Source organism: Burkholderia ubonensis (genome assembly GCF_902833085.1).
Taxonomy (GTDB): Bacteria; Pseudomonadota; Gammaproteobacteria; order Burkholderiales; family Burkholderiaceae; genus Burkholderia; species Burkholderia ubonensis.
Genome location: NZ_CADFEB010000002.1, coordinates 663,023 through 679,404, shown reverse-complemented (window position 1 = coordinate 679,404; position 16,382 = coordinate 663,023). Strand labels below are relative to the sequence as shown.

13 protein-coding genes are annotated in these 16,382 nt (G+C 70.8%); 4 read left to right on the top strand and 9 right to left on the bottom strand.

Annotation, left to right across the window (positions count from 1 at the left end; genetic code table 11):
• The first annotated feature begins 4 nt into the window (after positions 1-4).
• The 4 genes from HWX31_RS07110 to iolB are packed head-to-tail and all read left to right on the top strand — an operon-like array spanning position 5 to position 5,657.
• Positions 5-1,981, top strand: coding sequence for a bifunctional 5-dehydro-2-deoxygluconokinase/5-dehydro-2-deoxyphosphogluconate aldolase (locus HWX31_RS07110; protein WP_174963733.1), 1,977 nt, complete (start codon positions 5-7; stop codon positions 1,979-1,981).
• 9 nt (positions 1,982-1,990) lie between these two features.
• Positions 1,991-3,949: a 3D-(3,5/4)-trihydroxycyclohexane-1,2-dione acylhydrolase (decyclizing) gene (iolD, locus tag HWX31_RS07105; protein WP_174963734.1), complete on the top strand. Its 1,959-nt coding sequence runs from the start codon at positions 1,991-1,993 to the stop codon at positions 3,947-3,949.
• On the top strand, positions 3,946-4,860 hold the full coding sequence (iolE, locus tag HWX31_RS07100) for a myo-inosose-2 dehydratase (RefSeq protein ID WP_174963735.1): 915 nt from the start codon (positions 3,946-3,948) through the stop codon (positions 4,858-4,860). Before iolD ends, iolE begins: the two co-directional genes overlap by 4 nt.
• Positions 4,857-5,657: a 5-deoxy-glucuronate isomerase gene (gene iolB / locus HWX31_RS07095; protein WP_174963736.1), complete on the top strand. Its 801-nt coding sequence runs from the start codon at positions 4,857-4,859 to the stop codon at positions 5,655-5,657. The genes iolE and iolB overlap by 4 nt, the downstream gene beginning before the upstream one ends.
• A 145-nt stretch (positions 5,658-5,802) precedes the next feature.
• On the opposite strand, the gene HWX31_RS07090 is transcribed toward iolB, so the two are convergent.
• From HWX31_RS07090 to HWX31_RS07050, 9 genes are all read right to left on the bottom strand, one after another.
• The gene (locus tag HWX31_RS07090) at positions 5,803-6,297 is read right to left on the bottom strand and encodes a hypothetical protein (protein ID WP_174963737.1); all 495 of its coding nucleotides are present in this window, start codon (positions 6,295-6,297) and stop codon (positions 5,803-5,805) included.
• 788 nt (positions 6,298-7,085) lie between these two features.
• The gene (locus HWX31_RS07085) at positions 7,086-7,832 is read right to left on the bottom strand and encodes a glucose 1-dehydrogenase (RefSeq protein ID WP_059655903.1); all 747 of its coding nucleotides are present in this window, start codon (positions 7,830-7,832) and stop codon (positions 7,086-7,088) included.
• Between the two features lie 196 nt (positions 7,833-8,028).
• Complete coding sequence (locus HWX31_RS07080) at positions 8,029-8,733, bottom strand: ABC transporter ATP-binding protein (RefSeq protein ID WP_174963738.1); 705 nt, start codon at positions 8,731-8,733, stop codon at positions 8,029-8,031.
• Positions 8,730-9,482: an ABC transporter ATP-binding protein gene (locus HWX31_RS07075; RefSeq protein ID WP_174963739.1), complete on the bottom strand. Its 753-nt coding sequence runs from the start codon at positions 9,480-9,482 to the stop codon at positions 8,730-8,732. Before HWX31_RS07075 ends, HWX31_RS07080 begins: the two co-directional genes overlap by 4 nt.
• A complete protein-coding gene (locus HWX31_RS07070; protein ID WP_175933886.1) occupies positions 9,479-10,714 on the bottom strand; it encodes a branched-chain amino acid ABC transporter permease in 1,236 nt (411 codons plus the stop codon). The genes HWX31_RS07075 and HWX31_RS07070 overlap by 4 nt, the downstream gene beginning before the upstream one ends.
• Positions 10,707-11,642, bottom strand: a complete 936-nt coding sequence (locus HWX31_RS07065; RefSeq protein WP_174965913.1) for a branched-chain amino acid ABC transporter permease — start codon at positions 11,640-11,642, stop codon at positions 10,707-10,709. The genes HWX31_RS07070 and HWX31_RS07065 overlap by 8 nt, the downstream gene beginning before the upstream one ends.
• 9 nt (positions 11,643-11,651) lie before the next feature.
• A complete protein-coding gene (locus HWX31_RS07060; protein WP_059614221.1) occupies positions 11,652-12,089 on the bottom strand; it encodes an acyl-CoA thioesterase in 438 nt (145 codons plus the stop codon).
• 76 nt (positions 12,090-12,165) lie between these two features.
• The gene (locus HWX31_RS07055; RefSeq protein ID WP_059614223.1) at positions 12,166-12,702 is read right to left on the bottom strand and encodes an NUDIX domain-containing protein; all 537 of its coding nucleotides are present in this window, start codon (positions 12,700-12,702) and stop codon (positions 12,166-12,168) included.
• Positions 12,703-12,997: 295 nt separating this feature from the next.
• A complete protein-coding gene (locus HWX31_RS07050; RefSeq protein ID WP_174965914.1) occupies positions 12,998-16,378 on the bottom strand; it encodes a two-partner secretion domain-containing protein in 3,381 nt (1,126 codons plus the stop codon).
• Positions 16,379-16,382 lie beyond the last annotated feature (4 nt).

Sequence of the window (16,382 nt, the reverse complement as noted above, 5' to 3'; positions counted from 1 at the left end):
TTCCATGGCACTCTCATCCCACACCTTTGCGCAGAACCGGCCGCTCGACGTGATCTGCATCGGGCGCGTCGCGGTCGACCTCTATGCGCAGCAGATCGGCGCGCGGCTCGAGGACGTGACGAGCTTCGCGAAGTACCTCGGCGGCTCGTCGGGCAACATCGCGTTCGGCTGCGCGCGGCTCGGCCTGAAAGCGTCGATGCTGTCGCGCGTCGGCCACGACCACATGGGGCGCTTCCTGATCGAGACGCTCGAGCGCGAAGGCTGCGACACGAGCCACCTGCGCGTCGACCCCGACCGGCTGACCGCGCTGGTGCTGCTCGGTCTGAAGGATCGCGACACGTTCCCGCTGATCTTCCATCGCGAGAACTGCGCGGACATGGCGCTCGACGAAGGCGACTTCGACGAGGCGTTCATCGCGTCCGCGAAGGCGCTGCTGATCACCGGCACCCACTTCTCGACCGGGCAGGTGAACCGCGCGAGCCGCCGCGCGCTCGACCATGCGCGCCGCAACCAGGTGCGCACGGTGCTCGACATCGACTACCGGCCCGTGCTGTGGGGGCTGACCGGCAAGGCCGACGGCGAGACCCGCTTCATCGCGAACGAAGGCGTGACCGCGCACCTGCAGCGCATCCTGCCGCTGTTCGACCTGATCATCGGCACCGAGGAGGAATTTCGCATCGCCGGCGGCAAGGACACGCTGCTCGACGCGCTCGCGATGGTGCGCGCGGTCACGAGCGCGACGCTCGTCGTCAAGCGCGGGCCGCTCGGCTGCTCGATCGTCGAAGGCCAGGTGCCGGCGTCGCTCGACGCGCTGGCGATCGTCGGCGGCGTCGAGGTCGACGTGATGAACGTGCTCGGCGCGGGCGACGCGTTCGCGTCCGGCTTCCTGTCGCAATGGCTGCGCGGCCGCCCGCTCGACGAAGCGGCGCGCACCGCGAACGCGTGCGGCGCGCTCGTCGTGTCGCGCCACGGCTGCTCGCCGGCGATGCCGACGCCGGCCGAGTTGCGCTACTTCCTGGAAGAAGCGCAGCGCGACCCCGCGAAGATGCGCCGCCCCGATCTCGACCGCACGCTCGCGCGCCTGCATCGCGTGAGCCCGCCGCGCGTGCCGCGCGACGAGGTGCTCGGCTTCGCGTTCGATCATCGCAATCAGTTCTTCGAGCTCGCGCAGCAGACCGGCGCGCCGCTCGCACGGATCGATGCGCTCAAGCGCCTGTTCGTCGACGCGGTCGCGCAGACCGAGGCGCAGCTCGGCCTCGCGGGCCGGATCGGCGTGCTGATCGACGACCGCTACGGCCAGGACGCGCTGAACGCCGCCACCGGGCGCGGCTGGTGGATCGGCCGGCCGGTCGAGCTGCCCGGCTCGGTGCCGCTCGAATTCGACCACGGCCGTTCGGTCGGCACGACGCTCGCGAGCTGGCCGCACGAGCACGTCGCGAAATGCCTCGTGCAGTTCCATCCGGACGAGCCGGTCGAGCAGCGCATCGAGCAGGAAACGCAGCTGCGCACGCTGTACGACGCGGTGCAGGCGAGCGGCCACGAACTGCTGCTCGAAGTGATCCCGCCCCGCCGCGCGGACCTGCCGCAAGGGCCCGACGTCGTGTATCGCGCGTTGAAGCGCCTGTACAACCTCGGCATCTACCCCGAATGGTGGAAGCTCGCGCCGCTCGACGCCGCGCAATGGCGCGCGATCGACGCGCTGATCGCCGAGCGCGACCCGCATTGCCGCGGCGTCGTGCTGCTCGGGCTGTCGGCGAGCGTCGACGAATTGACGCGCGGCTTTCCGGCCGCCGCGGCGTCGGCGAGCTGCCGCGGCTTCACGGTCGGCCGCACGATCTTCCACGAGCCGAGCCGCGCGTGGCTCGCCGGCGAGATCGACGACGCGGCGCTGGTCGCCCGCGTGCGCGCGACGTTCGAGACGCTGATCGGCGCGTGGCGCGCCGCGCGTCACGGCATGCCGGCCGCGCGCCGCGTCGCGTAAGGAGGCCCGATGCATCATCCCGCGCCCTCCGGCGTCTCCCTTCAGGAGCCTATCGTGAACGCATCCTCCAACGGAACGATCCGCCTGACCGCCGCGCAGGCGCTCGTGCGCTACCTCGCCGCGCAGCGGGTCGAGACGGGCGACCGCAGCGGCGCCACCGAGCCGCTGTTCGGCGGCGTGTTCGCGATCTTCGGCCACGGCAACGTCGCCGCGCTCGGCGACGCGCTGTACCAGCACCGCGACGTGCTGCCGACCTATCGCGCGCACAACGAGCAGGCGATGGCGCACAGCGCGATCGCCTATGCGAAGGCGCACTTCCGCCGCCGGATGATGGCCGTGACGACGTCGATCGGCCCCGGCGCGACCAACCTCGTGACGGCCGCCGCGCTCGCGCACGTGAACCGCCTGCCGCTCTTGCTGCTGCCCGGCGACGTGTTCGTGTCGCGCGCGCCGGACCCGGTGCTGCAGCAGGTCGAGGACGGCCACGACGGCGGCGTGTCGGCGAACGACACGCTCAGGCCCGTGTCGCGCTACTTCGACCGCATCGTCCATCCCGCGCAGCTCCTGACCGCGCTGCCGCGCGCGCTGCGCGTGCTGACCGACGCCGCGCAGTGCGGCCCCGTCACGCTCGCGCTGCCGCAGGACGTGCAGGCAATGGCCTACGACTATCCGGCCGCGTTCTTCGCGCCGCGCACCGTGTCGTTCCATGCGCCCGCGCCCGTGCCCGCCGAACTCGAAGCCGCGCTCGCCGCGCTGCGCGCCGCACGCCGGCCGTTCATCGTCGCGGGCGGCGGCGTGCTGTACAGCGAAGGCGCCACGCACGCGCTCGCCGCGTTCGCGAAACAGCGCGGCGTCCCGGTCGGCGAGACGCAGGCCGGCAAGGGCGCGCTGCGCTGGGATCATCCGCTCAACACGGGTGCGCTCGGCGTGACGGGCTCGCCCGCCGCGAACGCGCTCGCGGCCGACGCCGACTGCGTGCTCGCGATCGGCACGCGGCTGCAGGATTTCACGACCGGCTCGAATACGCTGTTCGCGAAGGACGCAACGGTGATCGGCATCAACGCGAACGCGTTCGACGCGCTCAAGCATCACGCGTGCGCAGTCGAAGCCGACGCGTGCGCGGCGCTCGACGCGCTCGATGCGCTGCTCGACGACTGGTCCGCCGAGCGCGCGTGGACCGCGCGCGCACACGAACTCGCCGCAGGGTGGCGCGATGCGGTGTCGCGCATCACGCACGCGCCGCCGCGCGCGGGCGCGCTGCCGTACGACGCCGACGTGATCGGCGCGGTGCAGCGCTCGCATCGCGCGTCGCCGGACGCCGACATCGTCGTGTGCGCGGCCGGCACGCTGCCCGCCGAGCTGCACAAGCTGTGGCGCGCGGGGCGGCCGGGCGCGTACCACGTCGAATACGGGTACTCGTGCATGGGCTACGAGATCGCCGGCGGCCTCGGCGCGAAGCTCGCGCGGCCCGAGCGCGACGTGATCGTGATGGTCGGCGACGGCAGCTACCTGATGATGAACAGCGAGATCGCGACGTCGGTGATGCTCGGCGCGAAGCTGATCGTCGTCGTGCTCGACAACCGCGGCTACGGCTGCATCAACCGGCTGCAGCAAGCGTGCGGCGGCGCGCCGTTCAACAACCTGCTCGACGATTGCCTGCAAGGCCCGCTCGGCGCGCCGGCGATCGACTTCGCCGCGCATGCGCGTGCGCTCGGCGCGCACGCGGAGCACGTCGCCGACGTCGCGGCGCTCGACGCCGCGCTGCGGCGCGCGCGCGCCGCGGACCGCACCTATGTAATCTGCATCGACACCGACCCCGCGCGCACCACGGCCGAAGGCGGCTGGTGGTGGGAAGTCGCGGTGCCCGAAGTGTCGTCGCGCGAAACGGTGCGCGACGCGCGCAGCGCGTATGACAAGCAGGTCGCCGCCCGCGCGGGCGCCCTCTCCCGTTCAGGATCTCCAGCATGAATCCATTCGAATTCCGCATCGGCATCAATCCGCTGTCGTGGATGAACGACGACCTGCCGTCGCTCGGCGGCGAGACGCCGCTCGCCGTCGCGCTGACCGAAGGCCGCGAGATCGGCTACGAAGGCTTCGAGCTCGGCAACAAGTTCCCGCGCGAGCCGCAGGCGCTGAAGGCGCTGCTCGGCGAATACGGCCTGTCGCTCGTGTCCGGCTGGTATTCGGGCCGGCTCGCGCAGCGCAGCGTCGACGAGGAAATCGCCGCGGTCGGCCCGCATCTCGACCTGCTCGCACAGAACGGCGCGACCGTGATGGTCTACGGCGAAGTCGCCGACACGATCCAGGGCTCGCCCGTGCCGCTGTATCAGCGGCCGCGCATCACGACCGACGCGCAATGGGACCGCTACGCCGAGCGGCTCGACGCGTTCGCGCGCTACACGCTGAGCCGCGGCGTGCGCGTCGCGTATCACCATCACATGGGCGCGTATGTCGAAACGCCCGCCGACGTCGACCGGCTGATGGCCGCGACGAGCGACGCGGTCGGCCTGCTGTTCGACGCGGGCCACATCACGTTCGCGGGCGGCGATCCGGCCGAGGTGCTGAAGCGCCACATCGCGCGCGTGTGCCACGTGCACTGCAAGGACGTACGGCCGGCCGTGATCCGGCTCGCGCGCAACCGCAACTGGAGCTTTCTCGACGCGGTGATCAACGGCGCGTTCACGGTGCCGGGCGACGGCGCGATCGACTTCGCGACGCTGATCGACATGCTGAAGCGGCACGGCTATCGCGGCTGGCTCGTCGTCGAGGCGGAACAGGACCCGGTCGTCGCGCCGAGCTATGCGTACGCGCAAAAGGGCTACCGCACGCTGCGCGCGCTCGTCGACGCGCCGCTCGATTCGCATAAGGAGGCCGCATGAGCCTGCTGGTCAAAGGCGCACCGGACGGACCGACGATCGCGCGCGTCACGCCGGAATCCGCGCACTGGCGGCACGTCGGGTTTGCCGCGTATCGGCTCGCGGCCGGCGAGACGGTCGAACTGCATGAAGCCGCGCGCGAGACCTGCATCGTCGTGCTGACCGGCAGCGTCGACATCACCGCGGAAGACGGCACGCGCTGGACCGATCTCGGCTCGCGCGACAGCGTGTTCGACGACGTCGCGCCGTATGCGCTGTATCTGCCGCCGGGCGTGCGCGTCACGGTCGCGGCGTCGCGCGCGGCCGAGCTCGGCGTCGCGACCGCGCCCGCGACCGGGAAATATCCGGCGCGCGCGATCGAGCCGTCGCAGATGAAGCGCTCGGTGCGCGGCGCGGGCGCGAATACGCGCTACGTCTGCGACATCCTTCCGCAGACGGAGCCGGCCGAAGCGCTGCTCGTCGTCGAGGTGCGCACGCCGTCCGGGCATTCGTCGAGCTATCCGCCGCACAAGCACGATACCGACGACGTGCCGTTCGAGAGCTCGCTCGAGGAGACCTACTACCATCGCGTGCATCCGCCGCAGGGCTTCGTGTTCCAGCGCGTGTATACGGACGAGCGCGACCTCGACGAATCGATGGCCGCGTGCGATCACGACGTCGTGCTGGTGCCGCGCGGCTATCACCCGGTCGTCGTGCCCTACGGCTACGAGTCGTATTACCTGAACGTGATGGCCGGGCCGACGCGCGTGTGGCACTTCAAGAATGATCCCGCGCACGAGTGGATGCTCGAGCGGAAGTAGCGGGATGGCTTCACGGGCAGCACGCCGGCGCAGCTTTGGACCGCCGGCGCGTGCGAGCGGGCGCGTGCCCGCTCGAATCCATCCCTGCACCCCGCGCCGCATGACGCGGGCTGCAGGCTAACGCACCCGATCGGGGCGGCAACGCTCAGTTGAACTTGCAGATCGGATTGCTCGAGAAATCGCCCGACAAATCGGGCAGATTGACCGTATTCCCGAGACCGTCGTTGATCGTGACGTGAGCGTAGCTGGCCGCGACGAGGCAAAGCTCCAGCCCGCCGCCCTGGCACGACGCGCCACCGAGCTGCGGCACCAGGCTGATGCTGCCGGTGACCTGCCCGTTGCGCGGGGTCAATGTCGTTTGGGTCGACGTATTCGAGAAGCTCACGCTGTTCGGCGCGCCTTGCGGCGTGTTGTGCGACTTCGTGAAACACCGGAACGTGAACTGCTCGGTGCCTGCGAGCAGCGTGTACGTGACGGGAGAGCTGCCGAGCCCGGCCTCCTTGAACGCCACCGTGTAGTCGCCGGTCGTGGTATCCAGCGTCGCGGTCGGCCCCTTGACGAAATGGGGTGAATCGGCGACCGCCGCGACGGCGAATCCGAGCGCCGCCGCCAACACCGGAATATTGCGCTTCAACAACATGGCACACCTCCTTCTATCCGAGAAATGACCCCTTGGATTCGTTTCCCTCGATCAAGGCATCTTGCTCAGGATGTCCGTTGTTCCGTCCTTCGAGAACGCGTGCAATGTTTGTGTTCGACTTGCCCCGAGGAGCCGTTTGCCGAACCGTGCCGAGCCGCCTCCTCGGCGTCAGGATCGGCATCGGGCGCCAGGGCAAGGTCACGCCTGCCTGGTATCCGGTGAATACGGGGTGATCAGGTGCCGCACTTCTTCTCCGGCTCGCGAGCTGTTTCATTCCGGAGCGACACATCGTCTGCAATCCGAATGGTCGATCCGTGGTTTCGTCAGGCCAATACGCGCCGCCCTCGCGCGTCCTCCCGGTTGACCGAGGGACTCCGCCGAGCGCCGCGACGGCTGCCGACCCGATGATTGCATCGGCTGCGCGGCGCAGCACTCAGTAACGCGAAGCACGCAAGTTGCACACCATCGCCCACGAGGTCGGTCGGGCGCGAGTTCGCGCCGAAGCGCCCCGGCCGGATACGGCGAGATGGCGGAATATGCTTCAGCGACGAAACGTCGTGCACGCATTTGGGCATGCCCGCCGCCCGCCGCGTGGCGGTGCGTCGGGAACGGCGGCTACGGCAACGCATGCGGCGGGCCAAAAACGTTTCGTTGCTGAAACATGGGCGGAACGCCCCCGCATGGAAGCCGATGCGCGGCGGCCGAGCGACTGCGAGTCCGGTGGCGGCGCGCCCGGTCACGGGCAGGAGCGGGTACAACGCACCGGCCGGCCGCATCGGTTCGGAAGATCAGCGCATGCCGCCGCTCGCGACGATGCGCTCGCCCGTCATCCAGCGCGCATCGTCCGACGCGAGGAACACCGCGATCGCGGCGATGTCGTCCGGCTGTCCGAGCCGGCCCAGCGGCGTCTGGCTGAGCGCCCCCGTTTCGAAGTCGGAACCGATGACCCCCGCGCTGTGCGTGCCCTCGGTCACCACCACGCCCGGGTTGATCGCGTTGACACGAATCTTCCTCGGGCCGAGTTCGCGTGCGAGCACGCCGGTGATCGCATCGACCGCGCCTTTCGTGCCGCTGTAGACGGCGGTTGCCGGCGGCGTGATGCTCGTCACCACCGAGCTGATGTTGATGATGCTCGCGCCCTCGCCGAGGTGCTTCACGGCCGCCTGCGTCGTGAGCAGCACGCCGAGCACGTTCGTATCGAACTGTCTGCGGTAATGGTCTTCCGTGATTTCCTCGATCGTCGCGAATTCGTAGACGCCGGAATTATTGACGAGAATGTCGAGGCGGCCGTACGTGTCGATGGCCGTGTCGACGATGCGCTGCACGTCGGCCGCCTTCGACACGTCGCCGCCGACCGCGACCGCGCGGCCGTCGGCGGCGGTGATCGCGCTGACCACCGCATCCGCGCCCGCCTTGCTGCTCGCATAGTTGACGACAACCGACGCGCCTTCGGCGGCCAGCGCCTTCGCAATCCCTGCGCCGATACCCTTGGAACCGCCCGTTACGATCGCTACCTTGCCTGCAAGCTTGCTCATGATTGCTTTCCTCAGTCCAGAGTCACACCAGGATCGGACCGGCCATCGTCGCGAAGCGCGCGGCCGGCGATTGAGGAAATCTAGGCGCTCTGGCGGCGCCGATAAAGCAGCACGAGACGAATTGACTGGCGGGCGCAGCCGAACAATCGCGGCGCGCAACCCGTCCCTGGTTTCGACGCGGCGGCGGCCGTAGCCGTCACCCGGCGCTCAGCCACGCATCCGCGACCGCGCCGTGCAGGCCGTCGAGCGTCCCGTCGTAGACGATCGTCCCCCGCCCCATCACCGCCGCGCGCCGCGTCAAGCGCGGCGCGAGCTGCAGCCGCTGCTCGATCAGCACGATCGCGACGCCGTCCGCCTGCAGTCCCGCAAGACACGCGCCGACCTCGTCGACCGCGAGCGGCGCGAGCCCTTCCGCGGGCTCGTCGACGATCAGCACGCGCGGCTCGCCGGCGAGCGCGCGTGCGAGCGCGAGCACCTGCTGCTCGCCGCCCGACAGCCGCCCGGCCTTCACGTCCGCGCGCGCGGCCAGCAGCGGAAAGCGCTCGAACAGCGCGTCGAGCGCCGCGCGAGCGGCCGCGCCGCCGCTGCCGCGCAGCCCGACGCGCAGGTTGTCGCGCACGCTCAGCAGCGCAAACACGTCGCGCTGCTCGGCGACATACGCGACGCCGCGCCGCGCGATCTCGAAAGTCCGCGCGCCCGCGCATTCAACGCCCGCGATCCGCACCGACCCGGCGCTCCGCACGAGCCCCATCACCGCCTTCGCGAGCGTCGAGCGCCCCGAGCCGTTGCGCCCGAGCAGCGCGAGCGTCTCGCCCGGCGCGAGCGCGAGATCGACGCCGTCGAGCACGGGCTGCATCCCGTACCACGCGCGCAAGCCGCGGATGTCGAGCAGCGCGCTCATGCGAACCCCTCGCCGAGATACGCGGCACGCACGGCGGCGTCGGCGCGGATCGCATCGGGCGCGCCCGTCGCGACCACCGCGCCGCGCACCAGCACCGTGATCCGTTCCGCGAAGCCGAACACCGTGTCCATGTCGTGTTCGATCATCAGCACCGTGCGGCCTTGCGTGGTCGCGCGGATCAACTCGATCATCCGCGCCGCCTGCGCGCGGTTCATGCCGGCCGTCGGCTCGTCGAGCAGCAGCGTGCGCGCGCCGCTCGCCAGCGCGATGCCGAGATCGAGCGCGCGCTGCTCCGCGTAGCCGAGCGCGGCGGCCGGCGTGTCGCGGTATGCGACGAGGCCGATGTCGTGCAGCACCTGCGCGGCGGCCCGGTCGACCGACGCCGACTCGCGCAGCCGGTTCCACCAGCGCCGCCGCTCGGCCGGCGCGTGCAGCGCCGCGCAGCGCAGGTTGTCGAACACCGTCAGGCGGGCAAACGCGCTCGTCTGCTGGAAGCTGCGGCCGATGCCGAGGCGGCTCGCCGCGACCGGCCCGCGCCCGCGCAATTCGACGCCGTGCAGCACCACGCGCCCGCGCGTCGGCCGCACGGCCCCGGCGATCACGTTGAAGAGCGTCGACTTGCCCGCGCCGTTCGGCCCGATCAGCGCATGCCGCTCGCCCGCCGCGACGGCCAGCTCGACGCCGTCGAGCACCGTCTGCGCGCCGAAGCGCTGCGTGATGCCGTGCAGGGCGAGCGCGGTGCCGTTCATCGCGGCGCTCCTTGCGCGCCGTGCGCGCCGAGCATTTCGCGCGCGATCCGGCCGCGCCGGCGCCACAGCAGCGCACCGAGCCCCGCCGCCGCGAGCGCGACCGCCCAGCCGAGCGGCGCGCTTGCATCGACCTGCCACGCGCCGAACGCGGCCGGCGCGCCGCCGTCCGGCGCGAAGCGCCACGCATAGCCGAGCTCCGCCGCGCAGACGACGGCGACGCCCCCGCACAGGCTCGCCGCGACGCCGTACAGCAGCGCCGCGCGTTCGCCCTTGCGCGCGCCGGGCCGCAGCGCGCGCGCGACGTCCGCCGCGACGCCCGCGAGCCCGCGCGGCGCGGCGATCACGACGACGACGAACAGCAGCCCGAAATACAGCGCCCACGCGCGCGACACGCCCGCGACCGCGACGCTCAGCCCGGTCAGCACGGCCGCGCCCGCCGCCGGCCCGAAGAACGAGCCGGCGCCTCCGATCACCGCGGCGATCAGCACCGTTGCCGAGCGGGACATCGCGACGCTGTCGGGCGTCGCGATCTCGACGTCGATCAGCGTCAGCGTGCCGGCCACGCCCGCGAAGAACGACGCGCACGCGACCATCGCGAGCCGCACGCGGCGCGGATCGGTGCCGAGCGCGGCGACCCGCGCCGGGTTGTCGCGCACCGCGTTCGCGAGGCGGGCGAACGGCGTGCGCGTCAGCGCGCGCATCGCGAGCGCCGACCCGATGCACCACGCGGCGATCAGCGCATACGCGTGCGCCGGCGCGCCGAACTGCCAGCCGCCGAACGGCGTGCCGCTCGCGCGATCGATCGGCACGCCGCCGACCCCGCCGAACCACGCGGGCACGCTCCACGCGGCGGCCGCGACGCACTCGCCGAGGCCGAGCGTGATCATCGCGAACGCGGTGCCCGCGCGGCGCGTCGCGAGCACGCCGAACAGCAGGCCGAAGGCCGCGCCCGCCGCGCCGCCGACGAGCGGCAGCAGCGGCAGCGGCCCGCCGAAGCGGTTGAACCAGTGCGCGGCCGCGAACGCGCCGAGCCCCGCGAACGCCGCATGGCCGAACGACAGCAGGCCGGTCGTGCCGAGCTGCAGGTTGTACGACAGCGCGAGCACGACGAGCGCGGCGGTCTGCGCGAGATAGCCGAGCATCCAGCCGTGCGGCCACAGCCACGCGGGCAGCACGAGGCAGCCGGCGAACAGCGTCCAGCGCACGACGCCCGCCAACGCGCGGCTACGCATCGGCACGCTCGCCGAACAGTCCGCGCGGACGCGCGACCAGCACCGCGACGAGCAGCAGGTACGGCACGAGCGGTGCGAGTTGCGCGACCGACACCGCGGCGACGCCGTCCGGCAGCACGACGCCGGCCCATTGCGCGAGCTCGCGCAGCGACGTGTCGCTCGCGGCCGCGAAGGTCTGCGCGAGGCCGACCGCGAGCGACGCGGCGAACGCGCCGCCCAGCGAGCCGAGCCCGCCGATCACGACGACCGCGAACACGATCGAGCCGACCGTCTCGGCCAGCGCGGGCTCGATCACCGCGAGCGGCGCGCCGATCACGCCGGCCAGCGCCGCGAGCGCGGTGCCTGCGCCGAACAGCCCCGTCATCAGGCGCGGCACGTCATGGCCGAGCGCCTCGACGGCCGCGCGATGCGTGAGCGCCGCGCGCACGACGAGACCGATGCGCGACGCGCGCAGCAGGCCCGCCAGCGCGACCAGCATCGCCGCCGACATCGCCATCATGAACAGCCGGTAGCGCGGCAGCGCGACGCCGAGCACCGTGACCGGCGCGCCGTCGAACAGCGGCGGCACCGGCGCGGGCAGCGGCGCGAGGCCCCAGACGAGCTTCGCGCCCTCGCCGATCAGGTACGCGAGCCCGAACGTCAGCAGCAGCTCGCTCGTGTGCCCGTGCGCCTGCACGCGGCGCAGCAGCCAGCGCTCGCAGCCCGCGCCCAGCAACCCGACCGCGAGCGGCGCGAGCACGAGCGCGGGCCAGAAGCTCGCGCGGGCGGCGATGCTGTAGCCGACGTACGCGCCGAGCATGTAGAAGCTCGCATGCGCGAAATTGAGCACGCCCTGCACGCTGAAGATCAGCGTGAGGCCGGCCGACAGCATGAACAGCAGCAAGCCGTAGCTGAGTCCGTTGAAGGCCTGGAGCGCGAGTGCCTGCACCGCGCGTCGTCAGGCGGCGAGCGGGTCGAGCGCGGCGCGCAGCGCGTCGGGCAGCGGCACGGGCCGGCGCGTGTCGCGATCGACGTACACGTGCACGAAATGGCCCTGCGCGGCGGGCGAAGCGTCGCCTTGCGCGAACAGCCCGATCTCGTAGCGCACGCTCGACGTGCCGAGCCTCGCGACGCGCAGCCCCGCGTCGACGGCCTGCGGGAATACGAGCGGCGCGAAGTAGTTGCACTGCGTCTCGACGACGAGCCCGATCGTCGGCGCGTGCTCGATGTCGAGCACGCCGGCGCGGATCAGGTATTCGTTCACGACCGTGTCGAAGTAGCTGTAGTAGACGACGTTGTTCACGTGCCCGTAGACGTCGTTGTCCATCCAGCGGGTCGTGATCGGCAGGAAGTGGCGGTAGGCGTCGCGCGAACGCGGCTGCGGCTTGTCGGACATGGCGATGGCGCTCAGGACGGTGAACAGGAAACGCGGCGGCCGTGCGGCGCGGCGCGACGGCGGGCGGGCCGGCCCGTCACTGCCCCGGCCGGTCGACGAACTGGAAATCGAGGCCGCGCGCGCGCATCCAGTCGGCGACCGCATAGCCCGTGCCGGCGCGCCACGGACGCAGCAGCGGCGGATCGACGAGCCGGTATTCGAGCAGTTCCGGCGACAGCGCGACCGTGCCCGACGCGCGCACGTGGTACGCGATGATCAGCTCGTTCTTGCGGATGAATTCGTAGACGCCGACGAGCGTGACCTGCTCGGCCTTCAGCGCCGTCTCCTCGAACACCTCGCGCGCGATGCCGTCCTCGGGCGTCTCGCCGTGCTCGAGGAAGCCGGTGATCAGTGCGAACATCCCTTCGGGCCAGGCCGCATTGCGCGCGAGCAGGATCTTGCCGTCGAGCTCGACGATCGCGGCGACGACGGGCAACGGGTTGTTCCAGTGCACGTAGCCGCAGGCAACGTCGGGGCAGGCCAGGCGAACGCGGCCGCCTTCGTGTTCGGGATCGGCGCGCTCGGTCAGCGGGCATGCGCAGCGCGGGCAGAAGCGGTAGTCGGCGGTGGTCATCGAAGATAAGGCGGGCGCGCGGGAAAGGCCTCATTCTAGCGAGTTTGCCGGCGGCAGGCCGCCGCCCGTGCAAGCGGACGCCGGCGTGGCCGACCCGCGCAGGGTGCATGCCGAATCCGGAAAGTCCCCGGCACACCGCAAAAAGAAAGGGTTCTCCACGGATCAGCGTGAAGAACCCTTGAAAAACATCGATCCGACGCAGGCCGGGCCGGCGTCGAATCGAAGTCGCGACAGCGCGACGTGCCCGGGAAGCGGGCGCCACCGCAGTGAACGCCGCCTCCCGGAACGAGACCGATCAGTTCCGGATGTCGCCGAAATTGAGGCCCGCGAACGGCAGCGCCGGCGCGCTTCCGTTCATGCCGTTGCCGTGCATCGAGCCGAAGTTGACACCGACCAGTCCGCCGGAGAACTGGCCGTTGCCGGCCGTGTGGTCAACGCTGCCGCTCGGGTTCGAATCATCGACGTTGCCGAAGTTTTCGCCTACCAGGCCGCCCAGCCGTGCATCGCGCCCGCCGGACACCGGCCCCGACGCATCCGACGACGTGATCTTGCCGTCGTTTTTGCCGACGAGACTGCCGACCGAACTCCGGTCGCCGCCCTTCACCGAACCGGATGCGCTGGACGCGTCGATCGACGCGAACATGACGTTATGACCGACCAGGCCGCCGACGTAGCTGTCATCGTCCGCGACGACGTCGCCCGACGCGTCCGACGACGACACGACGCCGCGATTGAGTCCGACCAGGCCGCCGGCGATTCTTGCTCCGTAAACGGCCCCGCTCGCGCTGGAACTCGCCACCGCGCCGAAGTTATGGCCGACCAGGCCGCCAGCGATGCCGCCCGATACGTCGCCAGTCGCCGCGGATTCCACCACGGTGCCATGGTTTTCTCCGACGAGACCGCCCGCGATGCTCGACGCGTCGACCGTCACCCGACCGGACGCATCGGACGACCTCACGAGACCGACATTGAGGCCGACCAGGCCGCCGGCCTTCACGTTGCCATGCCCGTCCACGTCGCCGTTCGCGTGCGACGCAATCACCTTGCCCGCGTCGGTGTTCTCGCCGACCAGCCCGCCCAGCACGCTGTCGGCGCCTGCCTCGACGCTGCCGTTCGCGGTCGACCCGCTCACGGTGCCTGCGTTGCGCCCGACGAGTCCGCCGACCACCGCAGATCGGCCGGCCACCGCGGATCCGTCGACCGTCGCGGCATCGGCAACCTTCACGCTGCCGTTCGCCATCGAGGCCAGGATCTTCCCGTAGTTCGCTCCGACAAGCCCCCCGACCACGCCGGACTTACCGGCGACAACGTTTCCGCCGGCCGTCGACGCGTCGATCGTGCCGTGGTTCTCGCCGACCAGGCCGCCCACCGTGCTGTTGTCGCCCACGGTCACGCTGCCTGTCGCGTCGGAAGCTTCGATCGACCCGGCGTTGTAGCCGACGAGGCCGCCCGCCGTCGCGTCATGGGCCTCCACGGTCGCACTCGACGAAGAGCCGATGATGCGTCCGGCCTTGTCCCCGCGTCCGGCCTTGTCCCCGCCTTTGTTGAAACCGACCAGACCGCCGACACGCCCGCCGAAGCCCAGCGCGCTGACGCTGCCCTTGGCCGACGACGCCAGGATGACGCCCCGGTTGATCCCGACCAGGCCGCCCGTGCTGCCCGCCGAGTAGCTGATCACCTGTACGTCGGCGTGGCTGTTGGCGATAATCGCGTCGCCGAGCTCCGGGTAAAGAACGGTGAGGTTTTCGCCGACCAGACCGCCAACCGCCAACGTATCCTTGTCGCCTTCGACCCGGCCCGATACGAACGCGCGATCGATCGAACCGCTATAATTGCTGCCGACCAGGCCGCCGACGTACGCTCGGCCGTTGCCGCTCACGAAAACGTCCTTCGCCTTCACGTTCGAGATCTTGCCCATGTTGCTGCCTGCCAATGCGCCGACGCTGACGGGGCTGCCGTTGGACTCAGCGAACGCTCGCGCCGTGATTTTCTCCAGCGTGAGGTTGGAGATCCGGCCAACGTTGCTCGCGAACAGCCCGACGTACGCCGCGCCGGGGTTCACGACCGTCAGGTCGCGGATCGTATTGCCCAGGCCGTCGAACACGCCGCCGAATGCATAGCGGCTGCCGCCGAGGCTGCGGAATTGCGCACCCTTGCCGTCGATGGCGTTGCCCAGCACGTAGCGGCCGTTCAGGTTGCCGTCCACGTCGCGCAGCCCCTCGAGATCGTGAATCACGCGATACGCTTCACCGTTTGCCGAGAACGACGCATTGCGCCCCGACAGCGTGACCACCGCATCGTCGCTCGTCAGCGTGTGCCCGCTGCCCGAATTCAGCTCCAGGTGCGCGTTTTCGCCCGTCAGCGTCACCTTGTCGCCGATGCGAATGCCCTTTGCCGCGTTCATCGTCACGCCCGCGTTCGCGCCGCTTGCCGTCAGCGACTGCTTCAGGTCGACGTTGCCCTTTTGCGACGTCAGCGTCAGCGCGTTGTCGCTCGTCCAGGTCACCGCGTCACCCACCGTCAGGTCGCCCGACGTGTTGGTCAGCTCCACGTTCGTCGTGCCCAGGTTGCGCGACAGCGTCTCCCCGTCGATCGCGTTGTCCCCGGAACCGACGCCCGCGTTGGCGGCCTCGATCGTCCAGCGGCCCGCGCGGCCCGATGCCGCGCGCGTATCCACCTGCACGTCGCGCGACACCACCACCCGCTCGCCACGCGTCGTCACCGTGCCGCCGGCCGTCGACGCGTCCTGCGCACTCGCGTCCAGCTTCCCGCCGACATGAACCTGGCCGCCGTCCAGCGTGATCTTCCCGTCACGGCTGCTCAGGCCCTTCGCCTCGATCGTGCCGCTGTTCTTCACCACCGAGCCCAGCAGGTCACCCGCCGCGCGCGCCGTCATCAGCACCTCGCCGCCGTCCGCTTTCAGCAGCCCGCCGTTGTATGCCTGCGCGTCCACCGCCCCGCCTTCCACCTGCAGGTTCAGCAGGCCATCGCCGTCGAAGTTCACGTTGAACGCATTACCCGCGCCCAGCGCCACGCGGCCCATTTGCGCACGGATCACGCCCGTGTTCGACACCCGTGCGCCCAGCAGCGCGACGCTGCCGCCGTCCGCCGCCGTGATCGTCCCCGCGTTCTCCACCGACTGACCCGATTCGCCCGCGAACCGGTAGCGGCCCGCCAGGAAATCCGCGTCCGACAGGTTCTGCGTCGACGCCACCAGGCCGCCCACGTTCACCTGCGCGCCTGCGCCGAACATCACGCCGTTCGGGTTCACCACGAATACGCGGCCGTTCGCGTCGAGTTGGCCATGGATCTGGCTGCCGTTCTCGCCAATCACGCGGTTCAGCGCGATCGACTGGTTCGTCGGCTGCTGGAACGACACGCGCTCGCCGCCGCCCACGCTGAAGTCCTGCCAGTTCGTGATCAGCTTGTCCGTGTGCTGCTTGATCGACATCGTCTTGCCGTCCGGCGACGTCGAGATGTCCGCGTTCCCCGACTTGATCTCGCCGCCCGTCGGCAGCGCAAACGCACTCGACGCCGCCAGCCCCAGCAGCGACACCCCGGCTGCGGCGATCAGCCGCTTGCCGCCGCTCGATTTACCGCGACGGCGCGCGGTTTCCCCGACCGCGCACCACCCCCCCTGCACTTCGTTCCACACGAGTGAATAGGCCTTATTCATTTGG

What these genes read in the sequence shown, in the direction of transcription:
- HWX31_RS07090 (WP_174963737.1), bottom strand. Translation starts at nt 6,297, where the DNA reads ATGTTGTTGAAGCGCAATATTCCGGTGTTGGCGGCGGCGCTCGGATTC.
- iolB (WP_174963736.1), top strand. Translation starts at nt 4,857, where the DNA reads ATGAGCCTGCTGGTCAAAGGCGCACCGGACGGACCGACGATCGCGCGC.
- HWX31_RS07080 (WP_174963738.1), bottom strand. Translation starts at nt 8,733, where the DNA reads ATGAGCGCGCTGCTCGACATCCGCGGCTTGCGCGCGTGGTACGGGATG.
- HWX31_RS07085 (WP_059655903.1), bottom strand. Translation starts at nt 7,832, where the DNA reads ATGAGCAAGCTTGCAGGCAAGGTAGCGATCGTAACGGGCGGTTCCAAG.
- HWX31_RS07060 (WP_059614221.1), bottom strand. Translation starts at nt 12,089, where the DNA reads ATGTCCGACAAGCCGCAGCCGCGTTCGCGCGACGCCTACCGCCACTTC.
- HWX31_RS07050 (WP_174965914.1), bottom strand. Translation starts at nt 16,378, where the DNA reads ATGAATAAGGCCTATTCACTCGTGTGGAACGAAGTGCAGGGGGGGTGG.
- iolD (WP_174963734.1), top strand. Translation starts at nt 1,991, where the DNA reads ATGCATCATCCCGCGCCCTCCGGCGTCTCCCTTCAGGAGCCTATCGTG.
- HWX31_RS07070 (WP_175933886.1), bottom strand. Translation starts at nt 10,714, where the DNA reads ATGCGTAGCCGCGCGTTGGCGGGCGTCGTGCGCTGGACGCTGTTCGCC.
- iolE (WP_174963735.1), top strand. Translation starts at nt 3,946, where the DNA reads ATGAATCCATTCGAATTCCGCATCGGCATCAATCCGCTGTCGTGGATG.
- HWX31_RS07055 (WP_059614223.1), bottom strand. Translation starts at nt 12,702, where the DNA reads ATGACCACCGCCGACTACCGCTTCTGCCCGCGCTGCGCATGCCCGCTG.
- HWX31_RS07110 (WP_174963733.1), top strand. Translation starts at nt 5, where the DNA reads ATGGCACTCTCATCCCACACCTTTGCGCAGAACCGGCCGCTCGACGTG.
- HWX31_RS07075 (WP_174963739.1), bottom strand. Translation starts at nt 9,482, where the DNA reads ATGAACGGCACCGCGCTCGCCCTGCACGGCATCACGCAGCGCTTCGGC.